The organism is Promicromonospora sp. NPDC059942, from assembly GCF_042731755.1.
Lineage (GTDB): Bacteria > Actinomycetota > Actinomycetes > Actinomycetales > Cellulomonadaceae > Promicromonospora.
Genome location: NZ_JBHWLR010000001.1, coordinates 167800 through 185700, shown reverse-complemented (window position 1 = coordinate 185700; position 17901 = coordinate 167800). Strand labels below are relative to the sequence as shown.

Here is a 17901-nt window from a genome sequence, read left to right as displayed (position 1 = left end):
CCCCACACCCCACGCAAGTGGGGGTTTTTCCCCCCCCCCCCCCCACACACCCCCCCCCCCCCCCCCTTCCGACGCCGGGCGGCGGGGCGTCAGCTTCCGAATGTCTCCAGCAGCGTCGATCGCTCCGCCTCGGTGAGGTTGGTCGCGATCAGCTTGCCCCGCATGCCGTGGAACCGTTCGCCCACCCGGTCGATGTCGCCGTCCTGCGTCACGGCGAACAGCGCCGACGTGCCGACCGTGACCTGCTCCCGGATCGTCTCGAGCTGGTTGCGGTCGATGCCCACCGCCTCCGTATGTTTGGCCAGGGCGCCGATCGCCGCGCCGGCGGCGGCGCCGATGAGCGGCATGAAGAACAGCGTGCCCAGGAGCAGCCCCCAGAACGCACCCCAACCCGTGCCGCGCCACTCGTTCTCGTGGGCCTGCTTGGTCGTCGGGGTCGCCTGCCCGACGGGCCAGGACACCACGGCGTGGTCGACCACCGTGATGAGCCCCTCCGACGCGGCCTGCTTGAGGTTCCCGGCCGCGGCCTGTGCGCCCTCGGGGTCGTCGAACTTCCAGACGGTGAACGTGGTCATCGGTGATCCTCATCCTCCTGGACGGTCTGTCTCCCCCGCCTTTTGATCGTCGCACCCGGCGGCGCGATCCGCGCGTCACAGGGCCGGCGGCGGGACCCGTCGCTCGACGTCCGCGGGCGGGGGCGCGTCCACCGCCCAGGCCGCGGCGCGCGGGCGGAGCGCGGTACCCAGGGCGGCGACGACCGCCGACGACACGGCGGTCCCCTCCGTCGGGGCGTGCCAGAACCGCAGCCGGAGCGTCGTGCGCGCCGGGTCGGCGGCCACGTACAGCACGTCCGGCGGCGGGGCGGGCAGCACGCCGGGCACGGCCGACACGGCTAGCAGCACGCCGTCTGTCTCGTCGTCGCGCAGGTCCGCGAGCCGCACTTCGATCTCGCTGCGGCGCGCACCGGGCGCGGAGCCGTTCACGAGCGGCTCAGAGATCACCAGGGAGTTGGGCACGTGCACGCGCACGCCGTCGTACGTCTCCAGGACCACGGTGCGGTTGTTGAGCTCCTTGACGGTGCCCACCCACGAGCCGAACGCCATCTCGTCGCCCACCACGACCGGCATCCTGGTCTGCAGCACGATCCCGGCGCCGAAGTTGTCGGCCAGGCCGCGCACCGTCAGGACCAGCACGATGCCGACCACGACCACCACGGTGAGGATCGGCTGGGTCTGCGCGCCGAGGAACCCGAGCGCGACGCCGATGCCCGCGAGCAGCACGAGGTAGTGCACGGCACGCACGATCGCGTCCCGGACCTGCGGGTGCAGCCCCTTGATCCGCGCTGTCGCCGCGAGCGCCGCGCGGCGCGCGTACCGGGTCGCCAGCCAGGTGGCCAGCAGGGTCAGGACGGCGAGGACGACGTCCCAGCCGTCGAGGTCGTCCGCCGAGAAGAACTGCGCGATCGCGTCGCCCACGGCGCTCATCGGTGCGCCCCCGCACCGCTGTGTGTCGCCACGCGCACTCCCGTCGTCGGGGTCCGAACGTGCTCAGAGGCTACGTTCGGCGGGTGGTCGCCGCGCGCGGAACCCGCGCGCCCCCTACAGACCCCACGGCCGTCCAGCCCAATCGTCAGCCGCCGTTCGGCCGCCCGTCACCCCGGCGCCAGACGGCGCCGCCACGATCTGACCCGTGGAAAACAAGCTCTCTCGCCGCTCCCTGCTCCAGGCGGCAGCGGCCGTCCCCGTTCTCTCGGCGGCAGCCGCGGCCGCCGGCACGACGTCGGCGGCAGCCGCGCCGTCGTCGGCCTCCTCGAAAGGCGGTCGCCCGGACGCGGCGGCCGCGCGGTTCACCGTCGCCGTCCTGCCCGACACGCAGTACCTGCTGGACGACGGCGGCTCCGACGCCGAGCCCGTCCGCGCGACGCTGCGGCACCTGGTGCGCGAGCGCGCGCAGGACAACATCGTGTTCATGACGCAGCTCGGCGACGTGACCGAGCACGGTACCGAGACCGAGATGCGTGCGGCGAGCCGTGCGTTCGACGCCGCCGGCCGCCTGCCGTACAGCGTGCTGGCCGGCAACCACGACGTCAGCGGCGACGACCAACGCGGCGACTCGCCGTACCTGCGCACCTTCGGGCCGCAGCGGTTCTCGCGGATGGAGACGTACGGCGGCTCCTCCCCCGACGGGTACAACAGCTTCCACGTGGTCCGCGGCGGCGGCCGGGAGTGGCTGGTCCTGGCGCTGGACTGGCGCCTGTCCGACGCCGGGCTCGCCTGGACGCAGGGCGTGCTGGACGACCACGCCGCCCTGCCGGCGATCCTGACCACGCACGACCTCGTCTGGGCCGAGGACGACGGCAAGGCCCACCTGTCCGACAACGGCCAGCGCCTGTGGGACCGCCTCATCAAGGGCAACGACCAGATCTTCCTCGCGCTCGGCGGGCACTACTGGCCGTCCGGCCGCACCACGCTCACGAACGACGCCGGCAACGCCGTCCACCTGCACATCACCAACTACCAGGACCGCTACTACGGCGGCGCCGGCATGGTGCGCTACTACAGCTTCGACCTGGTGCGCGGCGTGATCGACGTCGAGACCTTCTCGCCCTGGCTGCTCGCCAAGGGCGACCCCACGCCCCTGGAGGCGGAGCACGTCGAGCTCAGCGGCGACGTGGACCGGTTCACCGTGGAGATCGACTTCGACGAGCGGTTCGCCGCGTTCGCGCCGCCGGTGCTACCGGCCCCGCTGCCGCCGTCGGCCGTGATGCCGCGCGGCACGGTCGCGTACTGGCGGTTCGACGCCGCCGGGCTCGCCTCCGCGGGGTCGGACGGCGCACCCGTCGCACCCGGCACCGTGGCCCGCGACCTCACGGGCAACGGCAACGACCTGACCTCGCAGCTCCTGCACTCCAGCGCCCCGGAGGCGCTGACCTGGTCGGCCGAGCACCACGACGCCCAGCCCGCGCGGGCGAGCCTGCGGTTCGACGGCGGCAAGGGACCCGACCGCGGCGCCGTGCTGCGCACCGGCCCGAACGCGCCCGTCAACAGCGCGACGTTCGAGTCCGGGTACACGATCGAGACGTTCCTCAAGCTGCCCGAGCCCTTCGAGGGCGACCACTCCTGGATGGGCATCCTCAGCTGGGAGGGCCGCGCGGGCGACGCCGGCAAGCACAGCGGCTGGTCCGACGACGAGCCGACGTGCAGCCTGAACCTGTCGGGCGAGCGGTTCCTGCAGTTCGTCGTCTACCCCGTGCCCGTCGACGCCGACCCGACCTCCTGGAGCCACGCCATCCCGGTGGGCCGTTGGATGCACGTCGCGCTCGTCAACGACGGCCGGCACACGGTGATGTACGTCGACGGCTCGAAGATCGTGCGCAACGCCGCCGAGGAGTCGCGCGGCATCTCGACGCTGGGCAAGCCGTTCGCCATCGGCGGCACCCAGTCGGCGGAGAAGTACGGGCAGGGCTTCTACGGCTGGATCGGCGACACCCGGATCGTGTCGCGCGCGCTGCGGCCGGACCAGTTCCTCACGGCGCGGAGCCGCTGAGGCGGGCCAGGACCGCCGTCAGCAGCAGGTCGCACCGGGTGACGGTGGGCGGGCTGTCGCCGAGCTCGTCCCGGTCCAGGACCTGCCGCTCCGTCACCACGGAGCCCGGCGGGAACTGCTGCCAGGTGAGGTCGATCGCGACGGCTCCGCCCGCCGTCGGCAGCTCGTTCCAGAAGTGCACCTCGTCGCGGAGCCGGGTCCGGACGACGCCTTTGACGATCTCGGCGGCCGGAAAGAAGTGCTGCACCACGCGCGCCGTCGGGTAGCACTGGCCGAGGGCGGGATTACCGTCCTCGGCCACGCCGCCGTACGACGTCCGGTCGCTCCAGGACGCCTCCAGCGCCTCGCGCAGCAGGATCAGGTCGACCGGGTCCGTAGGTGTGTCGGCGGTGGTCACCCTGGCAGGCTAGCGCGAGCCCGAATGTCCGGAAAGGGCGTGCGACCTGCATGAACATCTGCGTGGATCTTTCCAGCAGGCACAACCTTTCACCCGCCCGCTGCGTCGTAGAGGGTATGAGACACACACACGAGAAGGCACGTTCCATCGTCCTGACGGCCGGCCTCGTCGTCGGCCTCACCGCGGGGGCGACGTCCGTCGCCGTCGCCGCCCCGTCTGCCGTGGCCTGTTCCGCCGTCGCCGCGCACGCCCCGAGCCACGTGGCGGACCCGCCCGGGTGCGACCCGGTCGGCACCCCGATCAAGCTGGGCGAGCCGACTGACGGCGCCACCGACACCTGGCAGTCCACCGAGACCGACGGCGTCGGCTACAAGCTGCCGGCCGACTGGACCGGTCGCGCCGTCGTGGGCGACGGCGGCCCCGGCCACGAGTGGGAGTCCCCGGAGACCATCTACTCCGACGAGTTCGGCGACCTGCACTGGCGCGTGCTGATGCAGTCGCCCTTCTACGACCAGGAGATGCCCGACCCCGAGGTGTTGAACGAGCTCGGGTGGTACGCCTCGTACATCGACGTCGAGGGCGCGTCGGAGGCCGTGCTCACGGCCGCGCAGACCGAGCACTGGGGTGCCCCGGGCGTCGAGACGATCGACTTCCAGGTGTTCGTCCAGTCGGAGGAGACCGGCGTGGTCAGCCGGTTCATGGGCGAGCTGCCCCCGGGCGAGGAGGGCCAGTTCCTGCTGGACAACTTCGTTCCGACGATCGAGCCCTGATTCTGGGCTGAGCGGAGGCGGGTCCCGGCGCGGTGTGCCGGGGCCCGCTTCTCCTTTGCAAGGGCAGGCTCGGGCTCAGCCCGCGAGCGCCTCCACCAGCCGGTCGACGAACGCCGCCTGCGCGCTGACGACGACGCGCCGCGCGTCGTCGGGCGCGAACCAGGCAACCCGGTCGATCTCGGGGATCTCGAGGCGCTTGCCGGACCGCGGCGGCCACTCGATCTCGACCGTGTTGCTGCTGATCGCGGACAGGTCGGGCCCGGGTTCGGGCCACTCGCGCGCCCAGGCGTGGACCACCTTGCCGGCGCGCTGCCGCACCTCGCCGAGCTCCAGGTCCGGGCCCGACGACGCCGGCAGCTCCAGCCCGAGCTCCTCGCCCGCCTCGCGCACGGCCGCGGCGTGGGGTTCCTCGCCGGGTTCGAGCTCGCCCTTGAGCAGGGACCACGATCCCGCGTCCTTGCGGGCCCAGTACGGCCCGCCCATGTGGCCGAGCAGCACCTCGACCCCGCCGTCGGGCAGCCGCCGGAAAGGCAGGAGTCCCGCGCTCGTCGTCGCCATGGGTCCAGTCTGCTTCCTGACGCCGCTACGGTTCCAGGATGAGCACGATCACCGACCCCACGGACCGCTTCGAGGTCCCCTTCACCGCCGACGAGAAGCAGACCCTGCTCGGGATCCTCGCCTTCCAGCGCGACACGCTGCGCTGGAAGGTCTCGGGGCTGAGCGGCACGCTGCTCGCCTACCGGCACGAGCCGAGCACCCTGTCGCTCGGCGGCCTGCTCAAGCACCTCGCCGTCATCGAGCAGGCCTGGGTCAACGTGACGTTCGCTGGGACCGTCGAGACGCCCACCTGGTACGCCCAGTACAAGGAGCAGGAGGGACGGCAGGACTGGACGTTCGCCACCGCCGCGGACGACTCGCCCGAGCAGCTCCTGGCCTGGCTCGACGAGGCCCAGCGCAGCACCGAGCGGATCGTCGCCGAGACGGTGGACCTCAGCGTGATCGCCCAGGAGAAGTTCTGGGAGGGCCAGGAGGCCTCGCTGCGCTGGATCCTGCTCCACCTGATCCAGGAGTACGCCCGGCACCTGGGTCACGCGGACCTGCTCCGCGAGGCGATCGACGGGTCGGTCGGCATCTAGGGCCGACGACGCCCGACGTTGAGCACCCGAGAACGCCCCGGCAGTCCCTCGACGATCGTCACCTCGTCGGCCTCCGCCACGACATCTCCCCCAGCCACGACTCCAGGGTGACGGTGACGGTCTCGGGTGCCTCGCCGACCACCCCGGTCTCGCAGTCGAAGGTCTCGCCGACCCGGACGACGAGCGGGTCCGGGCAGGTCGCCTGGACCGACAGGATGCTCTCGACGAGCGAGGCGCCGTCCTCGGTCGAGTACGAGCCCTCGATCGAGGACTCGACGTCGGCGGGCTCCAGCTCGACGCCGCCCACGTAGGCCACGAGCGGCGTCGCCAGGACCGAGACGACGAGCGCCCCGATCCACCCCACCAGGGGCCACCAGCCCGTCCTTGTCAGCCGGATCCGGAAGATGAGGTACAGCGGTACGAGCAGCGCTCCGCAGACGTAGAGGTAGACGGGCACGCGGTGACCCGCCTGGCGCAGGAGGGTCACGTCGGCCACGAAACAGGCCAGGTTGAGGACCCCACCCACGGCCAGGATCCCGCCGGTCGACGGCATGCCGGACCTCAGGAGCAGGATCTCGACGAGGATGAGCACGACCTGCACGGCCGTGAACGCCCAGAGGGCAAGGCTGCTCGGCGTCTCGAACTCCGAGGCGTCATGGTGCTCCGGGACCCACGGCCCGTCGACGGGGCGTCCCTCGTCGTCGGTCCAGAACGACCAGTCCTCGGGCGCTGCCGGCCAGTCGGGCTGGGGCCGCCAGCCGACATCCGGCGACCAGTCCTCCGGGGGCGTGGGCCAGCCAGGCGGTGAGCTGAAACGCATGGGTTAATGCCCTCGCAGATCGTCGGGTCCGACAATGACGCCGCTGAGTATGGCAGCGCGGAACCCCTGGTCACGCCGTCATCGACCCCGTATGAGCGCGGACCCCACACCCGGGTGCGAGACCATGGGCGCATGCCCTCCCCCGTCCGCCCCGGCCTGACCGTCAGTCCCGCGCTGACCATCCCCCGCGCCGAGCTCACCGAGCGGTTCTCGCGCTCCTCCGGCCCGGGCGGTCAGGGTGTGAACACGACCGACTCGCGCGTCGAGCTCTCCTGGGACGTCGCACGGTCCGCCGTCCTGAGCGACACGCAGCGCCAGCGGCTCCTGGAGCGGCTCGCGGGCCGCTTGGTCGACGGCGTCCTCACCGTCGTCGCCTCGGAGCACCGCGAGCAGCGGCGCAACCGCGACGCCGCCGCCACGCGCCTGGCCGCCGTCGTCAGCGACGGACTGGCGCCTGGTCCGCGGAGCCGCCGCGCCACGCGCGCCACCCGGGGTTCGCAGGAGCGGCGGCTGACCGCCAAGAAGCAACGGTCGGCGACCAAGAAGCTGCGCTCGTCGAAGCCCCGACGCGAGGACTGACCCCGCCCACGGGTGACTTTCGCACCCCGCGCCGACGTTTCACCACGGTCCCGGATCGCCACGTGGACGGCGGGTTGCCAACGGTGCTGATCGGGCCATCATGACCTCAGACTCGACCCTGAGGGAGGCTGGATGGCCGGCTCGTTCGGACCGCTCCTGCGGAGCCTGCGACAGTCCGCACGTCTGACGATCGAGGAGCTCTCGCACGCCTCAGGTGTGAGCGTGCGCGCCATCGGCGACATGGAGCGCGGCGTCAGCCGCGGGTCTCAGCGGCGGACGGTGCAGGCGCTGGCCGAGGCGCTCGAGCTCGACGACGGGCGGCGCGACGAGCTGGCCGATGCCGCCAGGGCGGGGCGACCGCGAACGGCCGGCGAGCTGCCGGAGCGCTCGGGGTGGTACGAGCTGCCCCGAGGCCTGAGCGACTTCGTCGGACGCGCGCCTGAGCTGGAGCTGCTGTGCGAACGCGGACGGGCGACGTCCGCGGACGGTCTCGCTCCGATCGCGGTGGTGCACGGTGCGGCGGGCCTGGGCAAGACGGCGTTCGCCGTGCGGGTGGCCGAGCTGCTCCGTGACACGTTCCCCGACGGGCAGCTCTACGTGGACCTGCGGGGTGTCGACCCCGAACCCATGGCGGCCGCAGAGGCCTTGCACCGGCTGCTGCGGGCCTTGGGCCTGGACCCGCGCACCATCGCCGAGGACGAGCAGGAGCGGGCGGGCCAGCTGCGCGCCGTCATGGCGGAGCGACGCTGCCTGCTGGTGCTGGACAACGCGGCCGACGAGGCCCAGGTGCGGCCCCTGCTCCCGGCGCAGGGCGCGGGAATGGTGATCGTGACCAGCCGCCGCGCCCTGGGCGGCCTGGAGGGAGTCACCAGGATTCCGCTGGCGCCGTTCTCGCAGGACGAGTCCGCTCAGCTCCTGCGGGCCATCTCGGAGGGCACAGCTGACAGCGAGGTCGAGGAGACCGGACGGGTGTCGCGGCTGTGCGGGCACCTGCCCCTTGCCCTGCGGATCGCCGGCACCCGCCTGGCTTCCCGGCCCGGCTGGACGATGGGGCACCTGGCGGACCGTCTCTCCGACGAGGACCGCCGGCTGGCGAACCTCACGGCCGGCGACGTCGGGGTGGAGGCGGCCTTCGCCCTGTCGTACCTCGCTCTGTCCTCGCAGGCCAAGGAGGCCTTCCGTCGGCTGGCGCTCGCCCCGACGGTCGACTTCGGCGCGGCGGTCGCAGCGGTACTCATCGAGGCAGACCTGTACGACGCCGAGGACCAGCTCGACAAGCTGGTGGAGCTCGGCCTGCTCCAGCACGAGGGCGCCGACCGCTACCGGTTCCACGACCTGATCCGGCTGTACGCGAGCCGGCGGCTGCAGGAGGAGGAACCCGCCCCGGCCAGGGCAGCGGCCCAGGGACGGATGGCCGACTGGCTGGTGGGGACCGCGACCGCCGCAGGCCGGTTGTTCGAGGCCGGCGACGGCGAGCTGCCGCCCCACGACGACGGCCTGGTCCGGCTCACCACGTCCGACGAAGCACGGGCCTGGCTCCAGGTCGAGAGCGACGCCTGGCTGGCGGGCCTGCGGCTGGCGGCCGCCGCAGGCCGGGACCAGCAGGTGGCCAACCTCGGTGAGGCGATGCGCTGGTTCGCCGCCGAGGTGCAGTATCGGTCGGACGACTGGCTGGAGATGTTCGGGCTGACCCGTGCCGCCGCGGCGCGGCTGCCCGACCGCCGGAAGGCGCTCTGGCACATGAACCGCCATGTCTGGGCCTTCCTCAGCGTCCGGTCGCTGCAAGGAGAAGCAGCGGTGAAGGAAGCGGTGGAGCGGGCGATGGAGGTCTACCGGCTCGCCGACGACCTCGGCGCCACGACGGAGCAGGCGGACGCGATCTGCAACGCGGCCGAGGGCTGGCGAGCCCTCGGCGCGGCCGACCAGTCCCTGCGGGCCTACTCCGAGGGGCGCGAGCTGGCCCGGGAGGCCAGCTATCACGACACCTACTACTGGGCCACCAACGGAGTCGCGCTGGCACTCGCCCAGGCTGGCAGGCGGGACGAGGCCATCGAGATCTACCGGTCCCTGCTGAGGGACATCGACCGCCGCTCGACCCTGACCATCGCAGCGCGCTACTCCCGCGCGTCCACCCTGGTGCACCTGTCCGGAGCCCTCATCCTCGAGGAACGTTTTCGCGAGGCGATCGACGTCGTGGAGCCGGCCCTGGGTGAGACCACCACGCAGAGCAACGAGGTGACGTCGATGCTGCACTGGAGGCTGAGCCGGGCGTACGCCGGGCTCGGCGAGGACGACGAGGCCCGCAAGCACCTGACCCGGACGCTCGAGACCGCCGAGACGTACTACGGGCCCTGGCAGCCCAAGTACCTCGACACTGCGAGAGCGATGCTGGCGGCCCTCGAGGTCCGCCCCGCATGACGGCCGGGCCCCGGTTCGGACCGCTGCTGCGGAGCCTGCGGCAGTCGGCGCGGCTGACGATCGAGGACCTGTCCCACACCTCGGGCGTGAGCGTCCGAGCCATCGGCGACATGGAGCGCGGCGTCAGCCAGGGACCGCAGCGGCGGACGGTGCAGGCACTCGCCGACGCCCTGGGGATCGACGACGAGCAGCGAGCCGAGCTCGCCGACGCCGCCAAGGCCGGCCGCCCGCGGACGACGGCCGGCCCCGCCGCCGAGCGGCCGGGTTCCCCCGGGCTGCCCCGCGGGCTCAGCGACTTCGTGGGCCGGACGGCGGAGCTGGAGCTGCTGGCCGAGCGGGCTCGGTCGGCGTCCGCGGACGGTCCCACCCCGGTCGTCGTCGTGCACGGAGCGGCAGGACTGGGCAAGACGGCGTGCGCGGTGCGGGCCGCCGAGCTGTTGCACGAGAGGTTCCCCGGTGGCCGGCTCTACGTGGACCTGCGGGGTGTGGACCCCGAGCCGATGACCACGACGGAGGCGTTGCGCCGGCTGCTGCTCGCCGTCGGCCTGGACGCCCGCGCGATCGCGGAGGACGAGGACGAGCGGGCCGGTCAGCTCCGGGCCGTCCTGGCGGACCGGAGCTGTCTGGTGGTGCTGGACAACGCCGCCGACGAGGCCCAGGTGCGCCCCCTGCTCCCCGCTCGGGGCGCGGGCATGGTGATCGTGACCAGCCGCCGCACGCTCGCCGGGCTGGAAGGAGTGACCCGGATCCCGCTGGCGCCGTTCTCGCCGCAGGAGTCCGCGGAGCTGTTGGCGGCCCTCTCGGACCGGGCGGCCGACGGGAGCGCGGCGGAGACAGCGGCGGAGACAGCACGGGTGTCCGACCTGTGCGGGCGCCTGCCCCTGGCCCTGCGGATCGCCGGCACCCGCCTGGCGTCCCGGCCGGGGTGGACCATGCGGCACCTGGCCGAGCGGCTCTCGGACGAGGACCGTCGGCTCGCGAACCTCGTGGTGGGCGACGTCGGGGTGGAGGCGGCGTTCGCGCTGTCCTACGTGGCTCTGCCCGAGCCGGCCAAGGAGTGCTTCCGGCGGCTGGCGCTCGTCCCGGCGGTGGACTTCGGGGTGCCGATCACCGCGGTGCTCATCGAGGCCGACCTGTACGACGCCGAGGACCAGCTCGACGAGCTGGTGGAGCTCGGCCTGCTGCAGCACGAGGGCGCGGACCGCTACCGGTTCCACGACCTGATCCGCCTGTACGCGAACCAGCGGCTGGACGAGGACGAGTCCGCCGCGGCCCGGGCGGCTGCCGAGCGGCGGATGGTCGACTGGCTGCTGGCGACCGCGACGTCGGCCGGCCGGTGGTTCGAGCGGGACGACGACGCCCCGCCGCCCGGCCACGGCAGCCTGGTCCCGCTGACCACCCCGGACAAGGCGAAGACCTGGCTGCAGGCAGAGAAGGACACCTGGCTCGCCGGGCTCCGGCTGGCGGCTTCGGCCGGCAACGACGAGCTGGTCGCCGGTCTCGGGGAGTCGATGCGCTGGTTCGCCGTCAGCAACCCGCTCTGGTTGGACACCTGGCACGAGGTGTTCGGGCTGACGTGGGCCGCCGCCGCGCGACTGTCCGACCCCCGCCGAGAGCTCTGGCACAGGAACCGGCACGTCTGGGCGTTCCTCGCCACCCATGTGAGCCGCACCGACGCCGAGTGGCAGGCCGGCGCTGAGCGGGCGATGGAGGTGTACCGGCTCGCCGAGGATCTCGGCGCCGTGCGAGAACAGGCCGACGCGCTGTGCAACGCGGCCGAGCACTGGCGGCATCTCCACGACGACGAGCAGGCACTCCGGGCGTTCTCCCGGGGGCGGGAACTGGCTGAAGCGGCCGGCGACGAACGAACGGTCTACTGGGCCGGCGGTGGCGCGGCACTGGCACTCGACCGACTCGGCAGGCTGGACGAGGCCGTCGCGGCCTATCAGGGCGTGCTGGGGTACATCGCGGCACGCCCGGTCAGCTCCGCCGTGGCGCGGCACTCCCGCGTGGTCGCCCTGGAAGGGCTCGCCGTCGCGCTGCGCCACGCGCACCGTTGGCAGGAGGCCGTCCAGGCGGCGGAGGCCGGACTGTCGGAGGCGATCGAGCAGGACAGCGCCTGGACGGTGAACCTGTACTGGTCGCTGGGCAGTGCGTATGCCGGACTCGGCGTGCCCGCTCAGGCCCGCCCGCACATGACCCAGGCGATCGCGCTGGCGGAGACACAGGGGGCGTGGGCGCCCAGCACGTTCGACAGGGCGAGAGCGATCCTGGCCGCCCTCGACTCCGAGGACGACGAATGAGCGCCTTCGGCCCGCTCCTGCGCAGCCTGCGGCAGTCCGCGGAGCTGACGATCGAGGAGCTCTCGCACGCCTCGGGCGTGAGCGTGCGTGCCATCGGCGACATGGAGCGCGGCGTCAGCCGGGGCCCGCAGCGGCGCACCGTCGAGGCGCTCGCCGAAGCCCTTGGCCTCGACGACGGGCAGCGCGCCGGGCTGGCTGCCGCGGCCAGAGCGGGACGGCCGCGGACGGCGGGCCAGTCGCCGAACCGCCCGGCGTCCTACGGGCTGCCGCGCGGCCTGGGCGACTTCGTGGGCCGGACGGCGGAGCTGGAGCTGCTGTCCGGGCTCGGCCGTGCGGCCGCCGAGGACGGTCGGACACAGGTCGCGGTGGTGCACGGGCCGGGGGGCGTCGGCAAGACCACGTGCGCGGTGCGTGCGGCGGAGCAGCTGGCCGAGGCGTTCCCGGACGGGCAGGTGTACGTGGACCTGCGCGGCGTCGACCCTGAGCCGATGGCGAGCCCGGAGGCGCTGCGCCGTCTGCTGCTCGCCGTCGGCCAGGATCCCCGCGCGATCGCCGAGGACGAGCGGGAGCGATCCCGACAGCTCCGCGACATCCTGGCGGGGCGGCGATACCTGGTCCTCCTGGACAACGCCGCCGACGAGGCGCAGGTGCGGCCCCTGCTGCCCGGCGACGGGCCAGGCATGGTGATCGTGACCAGCCGTCGCGCGCTGGGTGGTCTGGACGACGTGGTCAGGATCCCGCTGAACCCGTTCTCGCCCCAGGAGTCGGCGGACCTGCTGCACGCCGTGTCCGGGGACGCCCACGGGGCGGCGGGCGGAACGGAGGCGGCGGAGACGGCGCGCGTCGCACGGCTGTGCGGTCACCTGCCGCTGGCCCTGCGCATCGCCGGCACCCGGCTGGCGTCCCGGCCCGCCTGGACCATGCGGTACCTCGCCGAGCGGCTGTCCGACGAGGACCGCCGACTGGCGAACCTCGCGGTCGGCGACCTCGGGGTCGAGGCGTCCTTCGCCCTGTCCTACCTCGCGTTGCCCGAGCAGGCCAAGGAGTGCTTCCGGCGGCTCGCGCTCGTCCCCGCCGTCGACTTCGGGGCCCCGGTCGCGGCAGTCCTCACCGACGTCGACCCCGAGGCCGCCGAGGACCAGCTCGACGACCTGGTCGAGCTGGGCCTGCTCCAGCACGAGGGCGCTGACCGCTACCGGTTCCACGACCTGGTGCGCCTGTATGCCGGCCGGCGGCTGAGCGAGGAGGAGCCGGCCGAGGCGCGGGCGTCGGCCGAGCGGCGGATGACCGACTGGCTGCTGGAGACCGCGACCAGGGCGGGGTGGTGGTTCGACGACGACGGCGGCACGCCGCCGCCGGACGAGGACGCCCTGGTCCGGCTCGGCACCGCGGACGACGCGCGGTCCTGGCTGCAGGTCGAGAAGGAGTCCTGGCTGGCCGCGCTGCGGCTCGCGGCCGCCGCGGAACGCGACGAGCAGGTGGCCCGGCTCGGTGAGGCGATGCGCTGGTACGCCGCCAACACGCAGTACTGGTCGGACAGCTGGCTGGAGGTGTTCGGGCTGACGCGGGCCGCCGCCGCCCGGCTGGGCGACCGGCACCGCGAGCTCTGGCACATGAACCGCCACGTCTGGGCGCTTCTCGCCGTCCGGCGAACCCGCGGCAACGAGGCGGTGCAGGAGGGCGTCGAACGCGCGATGGAGGTCTACCGGCTCGCCGAGGAGCTCGGCGCCGTCCGGGAACAGGCGGACGCCGTCTGCAACGCGGCCGAGGGCTGGCGCGTAATGGCAGACGTCGAGAACACGCTGTGGTGCTACTCCCGCGGACGTGAGCTCGCAGAGGCAGCCGGATACCACTCCACCTACTACTGGGCCAGCAGCGGGACCGCCGTGGGCCTGGCCCGCGTCGGCAGGCACGACGAGGCCGTCGAGACCTACCGTGCGTTGCTGCGGACCATCGACGAGCTTCCGGCTCTCTCGGCCGCGGCGGAGCACTCCCGGACGTTCGCCGTCTCGGGCCTGTCCGGCGCGCTGATCACCACGCGGCGCTTCCAGGAGGCCGTCGAGGTCGGGGAGTCCGCCCTGGCCCGGACCGTCGAGCAGGACAACGGCTGGACGTCGATCCTGCACTGGGCACTGGGCCGGGCACATGCCGGGCTCGGCGCGACCGAGGAGGCCCGCAAGCACCTCGTCCGGACGATCGAGCTCGCCGAGGAGGAGGGGACGTGGCGGGTCGAGGCCCTCGGCAAGGTCCGGGATCTGCTGGCGGACCTCGACGCCGAGGACGCCGGATGACCGCCCCGTTCGGCCCCCTCCTGCGCAACCTGCGCCAGGCCGCACAGCTCACGATCGAGGACCTGTCGCACGGTTCGGGCGTGAGCGTGCGCGCCATCGGCGACATGGAGCGCGGCGTCAGCCGCGGACCGCAGCGACGGACGGTACAAGCACTCGCCGACGCATTGGGGCTCGACGCCGCGCAGCGGGCGGAGCTCGCCGACGCGGCCAGGGCCGGCCGGCCGCGGACGACGGACGAGCCGGCGCAACGCGCGAGCGCGTTCGGGCTACCGCGCGGGCTCGCCGACTTCGTGGGCAGGGCGGCCGAGCTCGAGGCGCTGTGCGACCTCGCGCGGACGGCGTCCGCAGAGGGTCCCGTGCCGGTCGCCGTGGTGCACGGGGCAGCGGGGCTGGGCAAGACGTCGTGCGCGGTGCGTGCGGCCGAGCTGCTGGCGGACGATTTCCCCGACGGGCAGGTCTACGTGGACCTGCGCGGCGTCGACCCCGAGCCCCTGCCGACCGCGGAGGCGCTGCGCAGGCTGCTGCTCGCCGTCGGCCTGGACCCGCGGGCGATCGCCGACGACCAGCAGGAGCGGGCGGGACAGCTCCGCGCCGCCCTCTCGGAGCGGCGCTTCCTCGTCGTGCTGGACAACGCCGCGGACGAGGCCCAGGTGCGGCCGCTGCTGCCCGGTGAGGGTGCGGGTATGGCGATCGTGACCAGTCGTCGCACCCTGGGCGGGCTGGACGACGTCGCGCGGATCGCCCTGGCGCCCCTGTCGCAGGAGGAGTCCGCGGAGCTGTTGCGGGCCGTCTCCGGAGACGCGCGTGCGGACGTCCCCGCCGACTCGGCAGAGGCGGTGCGGGTGGCACAGCTGTGCGGGCACCTGCCGCTGGCGCTGCGGATCGCCGGCACCCGGCTGGCCTCCCGGCCCGGCTGGACGATGCGGCACCTGGCGGAGCGCCTGTCGGACGAGGACCGCCGGCTCGCGAACCTGGCGGTCGGGGACGTCGGGGTGGAGGCGGCCTTCGCGCTGTCCTACCTGGCGCTGTCGGAGCGGGCCAAGAGGTGCTTCCGGCGGCTGGCGCTCGTCCCCGCCGTGGACCTCGGGGTGCCGATCGCCGCGGTGCTGACCGAGGCAGACCTGTACGACGCCGAGGACGAGCTCGATCACCTGGTCGAGCTGGGCCTGCTGCAGCACGAGGGCGTGGACCGCTACCGGTTCCACGACCTGATCCGGCTGTACGCGGGTCAGCGCCTGCGTGAGGAGGAGACCGCCGGGGACCGGGCGGCGGCCGAGCGGCGCATGACGGACTGGCTGCTGGAGACGGCGACCACGGCCGGCCGGGTGTTCGAGGCCGACGGCGACGCGCCGCCCGCCGTCGGGGCCGGGCTGGTCCCGCTGTCCACGCCCAAGGCGGCCCGGGCGTGGCTGGAGGCGGAGCAGGAGACGTGGCTCGCCGCGCTGCGGCGGGCGGCCGCCGCGGAGCGGGACGAGCAGGTGGCCGCGCTCGGGGAGGCGATGCGCTGGTACGCGGCTGACAACCAGCACTGGTGCCGCGAGTGGCTGGAGGTGTTCGGACTGACCCGGGCCGCCGCGGCACGGCTCCCCGACCGCCGTCGCGAGCTCTGGCACCTGAATCGCCACGCCTGGGCGTTCACCACCGCCGACACCGCCCAGGGAGGTACACGGGCGCGGGAGGCCGCGGAGCAGGCGATGACGGTCTACCGGCTCGCCGAGAGCGCCGGCACGGGTGCCGTCCGGGAACAGGCGGACGCGATCTGCAACGCGGCCGAGGCCTGGCGGGTCCACCTCGACCACGACCAGGCTCTCCAGGCGTACACCCGGGGCCGCGAGCTGGCCGAGGCCTCCGGCTACCACGGGACCTACTACTGGGCGAGCAACGGGCTGGCTGCGACGCTCGTCGACCTCGACCGGCGGGACGATGCGATCGAGGCGTACCGCGAGGTGCTGCGGGGCATCGACGAGCTGGGCGACGCCTCGGCCGCGGTACTGCACGGACGGACGTTCGCCCAGGCGAGCCTGGCGGGTGCCCTGTGCTTCGCGCAGCGCTTCGAGGAGGCCGTCGAGGCGGCGAAGCCGGCCCTGGCCGAGAGCGTCGAGCGGGGCAGCGGCTGGTGGACGTCGATGATGCACTGGGTGCTGGGCACCGCCTACGCCGGGTACGGCGCGAACGCCGAGGCGCGCGACCACCTGTCGCAGGGCATCGAACGCGCGGAGGAGCGCGGGACGTGGAATCCGGTCATGCTCGGGCGGATGAAGGAGAAGCTGGCGTCCCTCGACGTCACGCACTGATCGCCGCGCTCCTCCCCGCCCGCTCCGGCCACCCCGCCTCCACGACGCCGTCGACCGGCCCGGCGACGGCGTGGCGCGCGAGCGCCGCGGCGATGTCCTCGGAGCCGATCGGCTGCAGGTGGCCCAGCAGCACGCGCACGGGCGTGTCGGCGGCCGTGGGCTCCCGGACGACCCTCGCGTAGTCGAGCAGGTGGGTGGCGCGCACGATCGAGTGGCGGAGCCCCGAGGTGGCGACGAGCCGCTCCTGGGCGGCCCGGGCGCGCAGGTAGTCGCTGCCGGGCAGGCGGTCGCCGCCGACGACGGAGAGCGCGACGTAGTGGCCCACGCCCGCGCGCCGGGCGGCGGCGAGCAGGTTGCTCGTCGACGTCGCGAAGTGGGCGGCGAGGTCCGTACCGTCCGACCAGGGCGCGCTCGACATGTCGACGAGGACGTCGGCGCCGGCCGCCGCCTCGGTCAGCCCCTCGTCGGCGAGCGCGTCGCAGCCGGTGCCCGGAGTGGCCAGGGCCGCGTCGCACCCGCTCGCGCGGAGCCGGGTGACGACCTTGGAGCAGATCAGGCGCGTCCTGCCCACGACGACGATCCGCACGGCGCCGTCCCCCGGCTCAGGCCGCTGCCGGTGCGGCGGCCGTGCCGTCGTCGGCCACCAGCAGCCGCTCGAGATCGCCGAGGTCACCGTTGCGGGCCGCGTCCAGGAAGGCAGCGACGAGCCGACGGCGCGCCGTCGGCGAGACCGGGCGCGCGCGGTCACCCACGAGGCGCGCCTGCGCGCGGCTGACGAGCTGCCGGGCGTTCGCGGCGCTGGTGCGGAGCAGCCGCGCCAGGTCGGCGTACGGGTAGTCGAAGCCACGCCGCAGCACGTAGGCGGCCAGCTCCCCCGGCGTCAGCCTCGTCAGCAGCAGCGCGAACGCCTCCTCGGCGGCCCCCGTCTGCTCGGCCTGCAGGCCAGGGTCCTGGTCGGAGGCCGAGCGCGCGGCGTCGGGCACCGGCACCGTGGAGAGCAGCGACTCGCGGCGGTACCGGGCGGACTGGATGACGTTGAGCGCCAGGTTGGTCGTGGTGGAGGTGAGGAACGCGGCGGGGTTGCGCACCTTGGTGCGGTCGGTGCGCTGCCAGCGCACCCACGCCTCCTGGACCACGTCGTCGGCCTCCGCGGGGTTGCCGGTGACCCGGCGGGCGATGCGGACGAGCTGGGTCCGCTGGGCGAGGAAGACCGAGAGCGCGGCGTCGGGTTCGGCCGGGACGGTGGGGGTCTCTGGTGTCGTCATGCCGAACACCCTCAGCGGGGCGTCGGGCGCACCGCGCCACGGTGACCCCGTGGTCGGCCCCGTGGTGCGCCCCGGGAGCCGT

Annotated in this window: 15 protein-coding genes; 8 read left to right on the top strand and 7 right to left on the bottom strand. The window is 73.8% G+C overall.

Annotated features, from left to right (window positions below):
* Positions 1 to 89 precede the first annotated feature (89 nt).
* Both ACFV9Q_RS00750 and ACFV9Q_RS00745 read right to left on the bottom strand, forming a co-directional pair.
* Positions 90 to 575: a DUF1269 domain-containing protein gene (locus tag ACFV9Q_RS00750; RefSeq protein ID WP_377231885.1), complete on the bottom strand. Its 486-nt coding sequence runs from the start codon at positions 573 to 575 to the stop codon at positions 90 to 92.
* 75 nt (positions 576 to 650) lie between these two features.
* Positions 651 to 1484 (bottom strand): mechanosensitive ion channel domain-containing protein, encoded by an 834-nt coding sequence (locus ACFV9Q_RS00745; protein WP_377232709.1) that lies wholly within the window; start codon positions 1482 to 1484, stop codon positions 651 to 653.
* Between the two features lie 205 nt (positions 1485 to 1689).
* Here ACFV9Q_RS00745 and ACFV9Q_RS00740 point away from each other — a divergent pair, with 205 nt between their 5' ends.
* Positions 1690 to 3546 (top strand): LamG-like jellyroll fold domain-containing protein, encoded by a 1857-nt coding sequence (locus ACFV9Q_RS00740; protein WP_377232708.1) that lies wholly within the window; start codon positions 1690 to 1692, stop codon positions 3544 to 3546.
* On the opposite strand, the gene ACFV9Q_RS00735 is transcribed toward ACFV9Q_RS00740, so the two are convergent.
* Positions 3527 to 3943 (bottom strand): hypothetical protein, encoded by a 417-nt coding sequence (locus ACFV9Q_RS00735; protein WP_377232707.1) that lies wholly within the window; start codon positions 3941 to 3943, stop codon positions 3527 to 3529. The two genes, ACFV9Q_RS00740 and ACFV9Q_RS00735, sit on opposite strands and share 20 nt — an antisense overlap.
* A 116-nt stretch (positions 3944 to 4059) precedes the next feature.
* On the opposite strand from ACFV9Q_RS00735, the gene ACFV9Q_RS00730 reads away from it, so the two are divergent.
* Positions 4060 to 4713, top strand: a complete 654-nt coding sequence (locus tag ACFV9Q_RS00730; RefSeq protein WP_377232706.1) for a hypothetical protein — start codon at positions 4060 to 4062, stop codon at positions 4711 to 4713.
* Between the two features lie 75 nt (positions 4714 to 4788).
* Here ACFV9Q_RS00730 and ACFV9Q_RS00725 read toward each other — a convergent pair whose 3' ends face one another.
* On the bottom strand, positions 4789 to 5271 hold the full coding sequence (locus ACFV9Q_RS00725; protein ID WP_377232705.1) for an NUDIX domain-containing protein: 483 nt from the start codon (positions 5269 to 5271) through the stop codon (positions 4789 to 4791).
* A gap of 38 nt (positions 5272 to 5309) precedes the next feature.
* Here ACFV9Q_RS00725 and ACFV9Q_RS00720 point away from each other — a divergent pair, with 38 nt between their 5' ends.
* A complete protein-coding gene (locus ACFV9Q_RS00720) occupies positions 5310 to 5849 on the top strand; it encodes a DinB family protein (RefSeq protein WP_377232704.1) in 540 nt (179 codons plus the stop codon).
* Between the two features lie 58 nt (positions 5850 to 5907).
* Here ACFV9Q_RS00720 and ACFV9Q_RS00715 read toward each other — a convergent pair whose 3' ends face one another.
* Positions 5908 to 6669, bottom strand: coding sequence for a DUF4333 domain-containing protein (locus ACFV9Q_RS00715; protein ID WP_377232703.1), 762 nt, complete (start codon positions 6667 to 6669; stop codon positions 5908 to 5910).
* A gap of 132 nt (positions 6670 to 6801) precedes the next feature.
* Between ACFV9Q_RS00715 and arfB the strand changes: the two genes are divergently transcribed.
* From arfB to ACFV9Q_RS00690, 5 genes are all read left to right on the top strand, one after another.
* Positions 6802 to 7248, top strand: coding sequence for an alternative ribosome rescue aminoacyl-tRNA hydrolase ArfB (arfB, locus tag ACFV9Q_RS00710; protein ID WP_377232702.1), 447 nt, complete (start codon positions 6802 to 6804; stop codon positions 7246 to 7248).
* A 132-nt stretch (positions 7249 to 7380) separates the two neighbouring features.
* Positions 7381 to 9666 carry an NB-ARC domain-containing protein gene (locus tag ACFV9Q_RS00705; protein ID WP_377232701.1) on the top strand — a complete coding sequence of 762 codons (2286 nt, stop codon included), beginning with the start codon at positions 7381 to 7383 and terminating at the stop codon, positions 9664 to 9666.
* Complete coding sequence (locus tag ACFV9Q_RS00700; protein ID WP_377232700.1) at positions 9663 to 11969, top strand: ATP-binding protein; 2307 nt, start codon at positions 9663 to 9665, stop codon at positions 11967 to 11969. Before ACFV9Q_RS00705 ends, ACFV9Q_RS00700 begins: the two co-directional genes overlap by 4 nt.
* A complete protein-coding gene (locus tag ACFV9Q_RS00695; RefSeq protein WP_377232699.1) occupies positions 11966 to 14260 on the top strand; it encodes an ATP-binding protein in 2295 nt (764 codons plus the stop codon). Before ACFV9Q_RS00700 ends, ACFV9Q_RS00695 begins: the two co-directional genes overlap by 4 nt.
* Positions 14257 to 16554 (top strand): ATP-binding protein, encoded by a 2298-nt coding sequence (locus ACFV9Q_RS00690; RefSeq protein WP_377232698.1) that lies wholly within the window; start codon positions 14257 to 14259, stop codon positions 16552 to 16554. The genes ACFV9Q_RS00695 and ACFV9Q_RS00690 overlap by 4 nt, the downstream gene beginning before the upstream one ends.
* On the opposite strand, the gene ACFV9Q_RS00685 is transcribed toward ACFV9Q_RS00690, so the two are convergent.
* Together ACFV9Q_RS00685 and ACFV9Q_RS00680 are read right to left on the bottom strand one after the other, a co-directional pair.
* Positions 16544 to 17140: an SDR family oxidoreductase gene (locus ACFV9Q_RS00685; protein ID WP_377232697.1), complete on the bottom strand. Its 597-nt coding sequence runs from the start codon at positions 17138 to 17140 to the stop codon at positions 16544 to 16546. The two genes, ACFV9Q_RS00690 and ACFV9Q_RS00685, sit on opposite strands and share 11 nt — an antisense overlap.
* A gap of 16 nt (positions 17141 to 17156) precedes the next feature.
* On the bottom strand, positions 17157 to 17819 hold the full coding sequence (locus ACFV9Q_RS00680) for a sigma-70 family RNA polymerase sigma factor (RefSeq protein ID WP_377232696.1): 663 nt from the start codon (positions 17817 to 17819) through the stop codon (positions 17157 to 17159).
* Between the last annotated feature and the right edge of the window lie 82 nt (positions 17820 to 17901).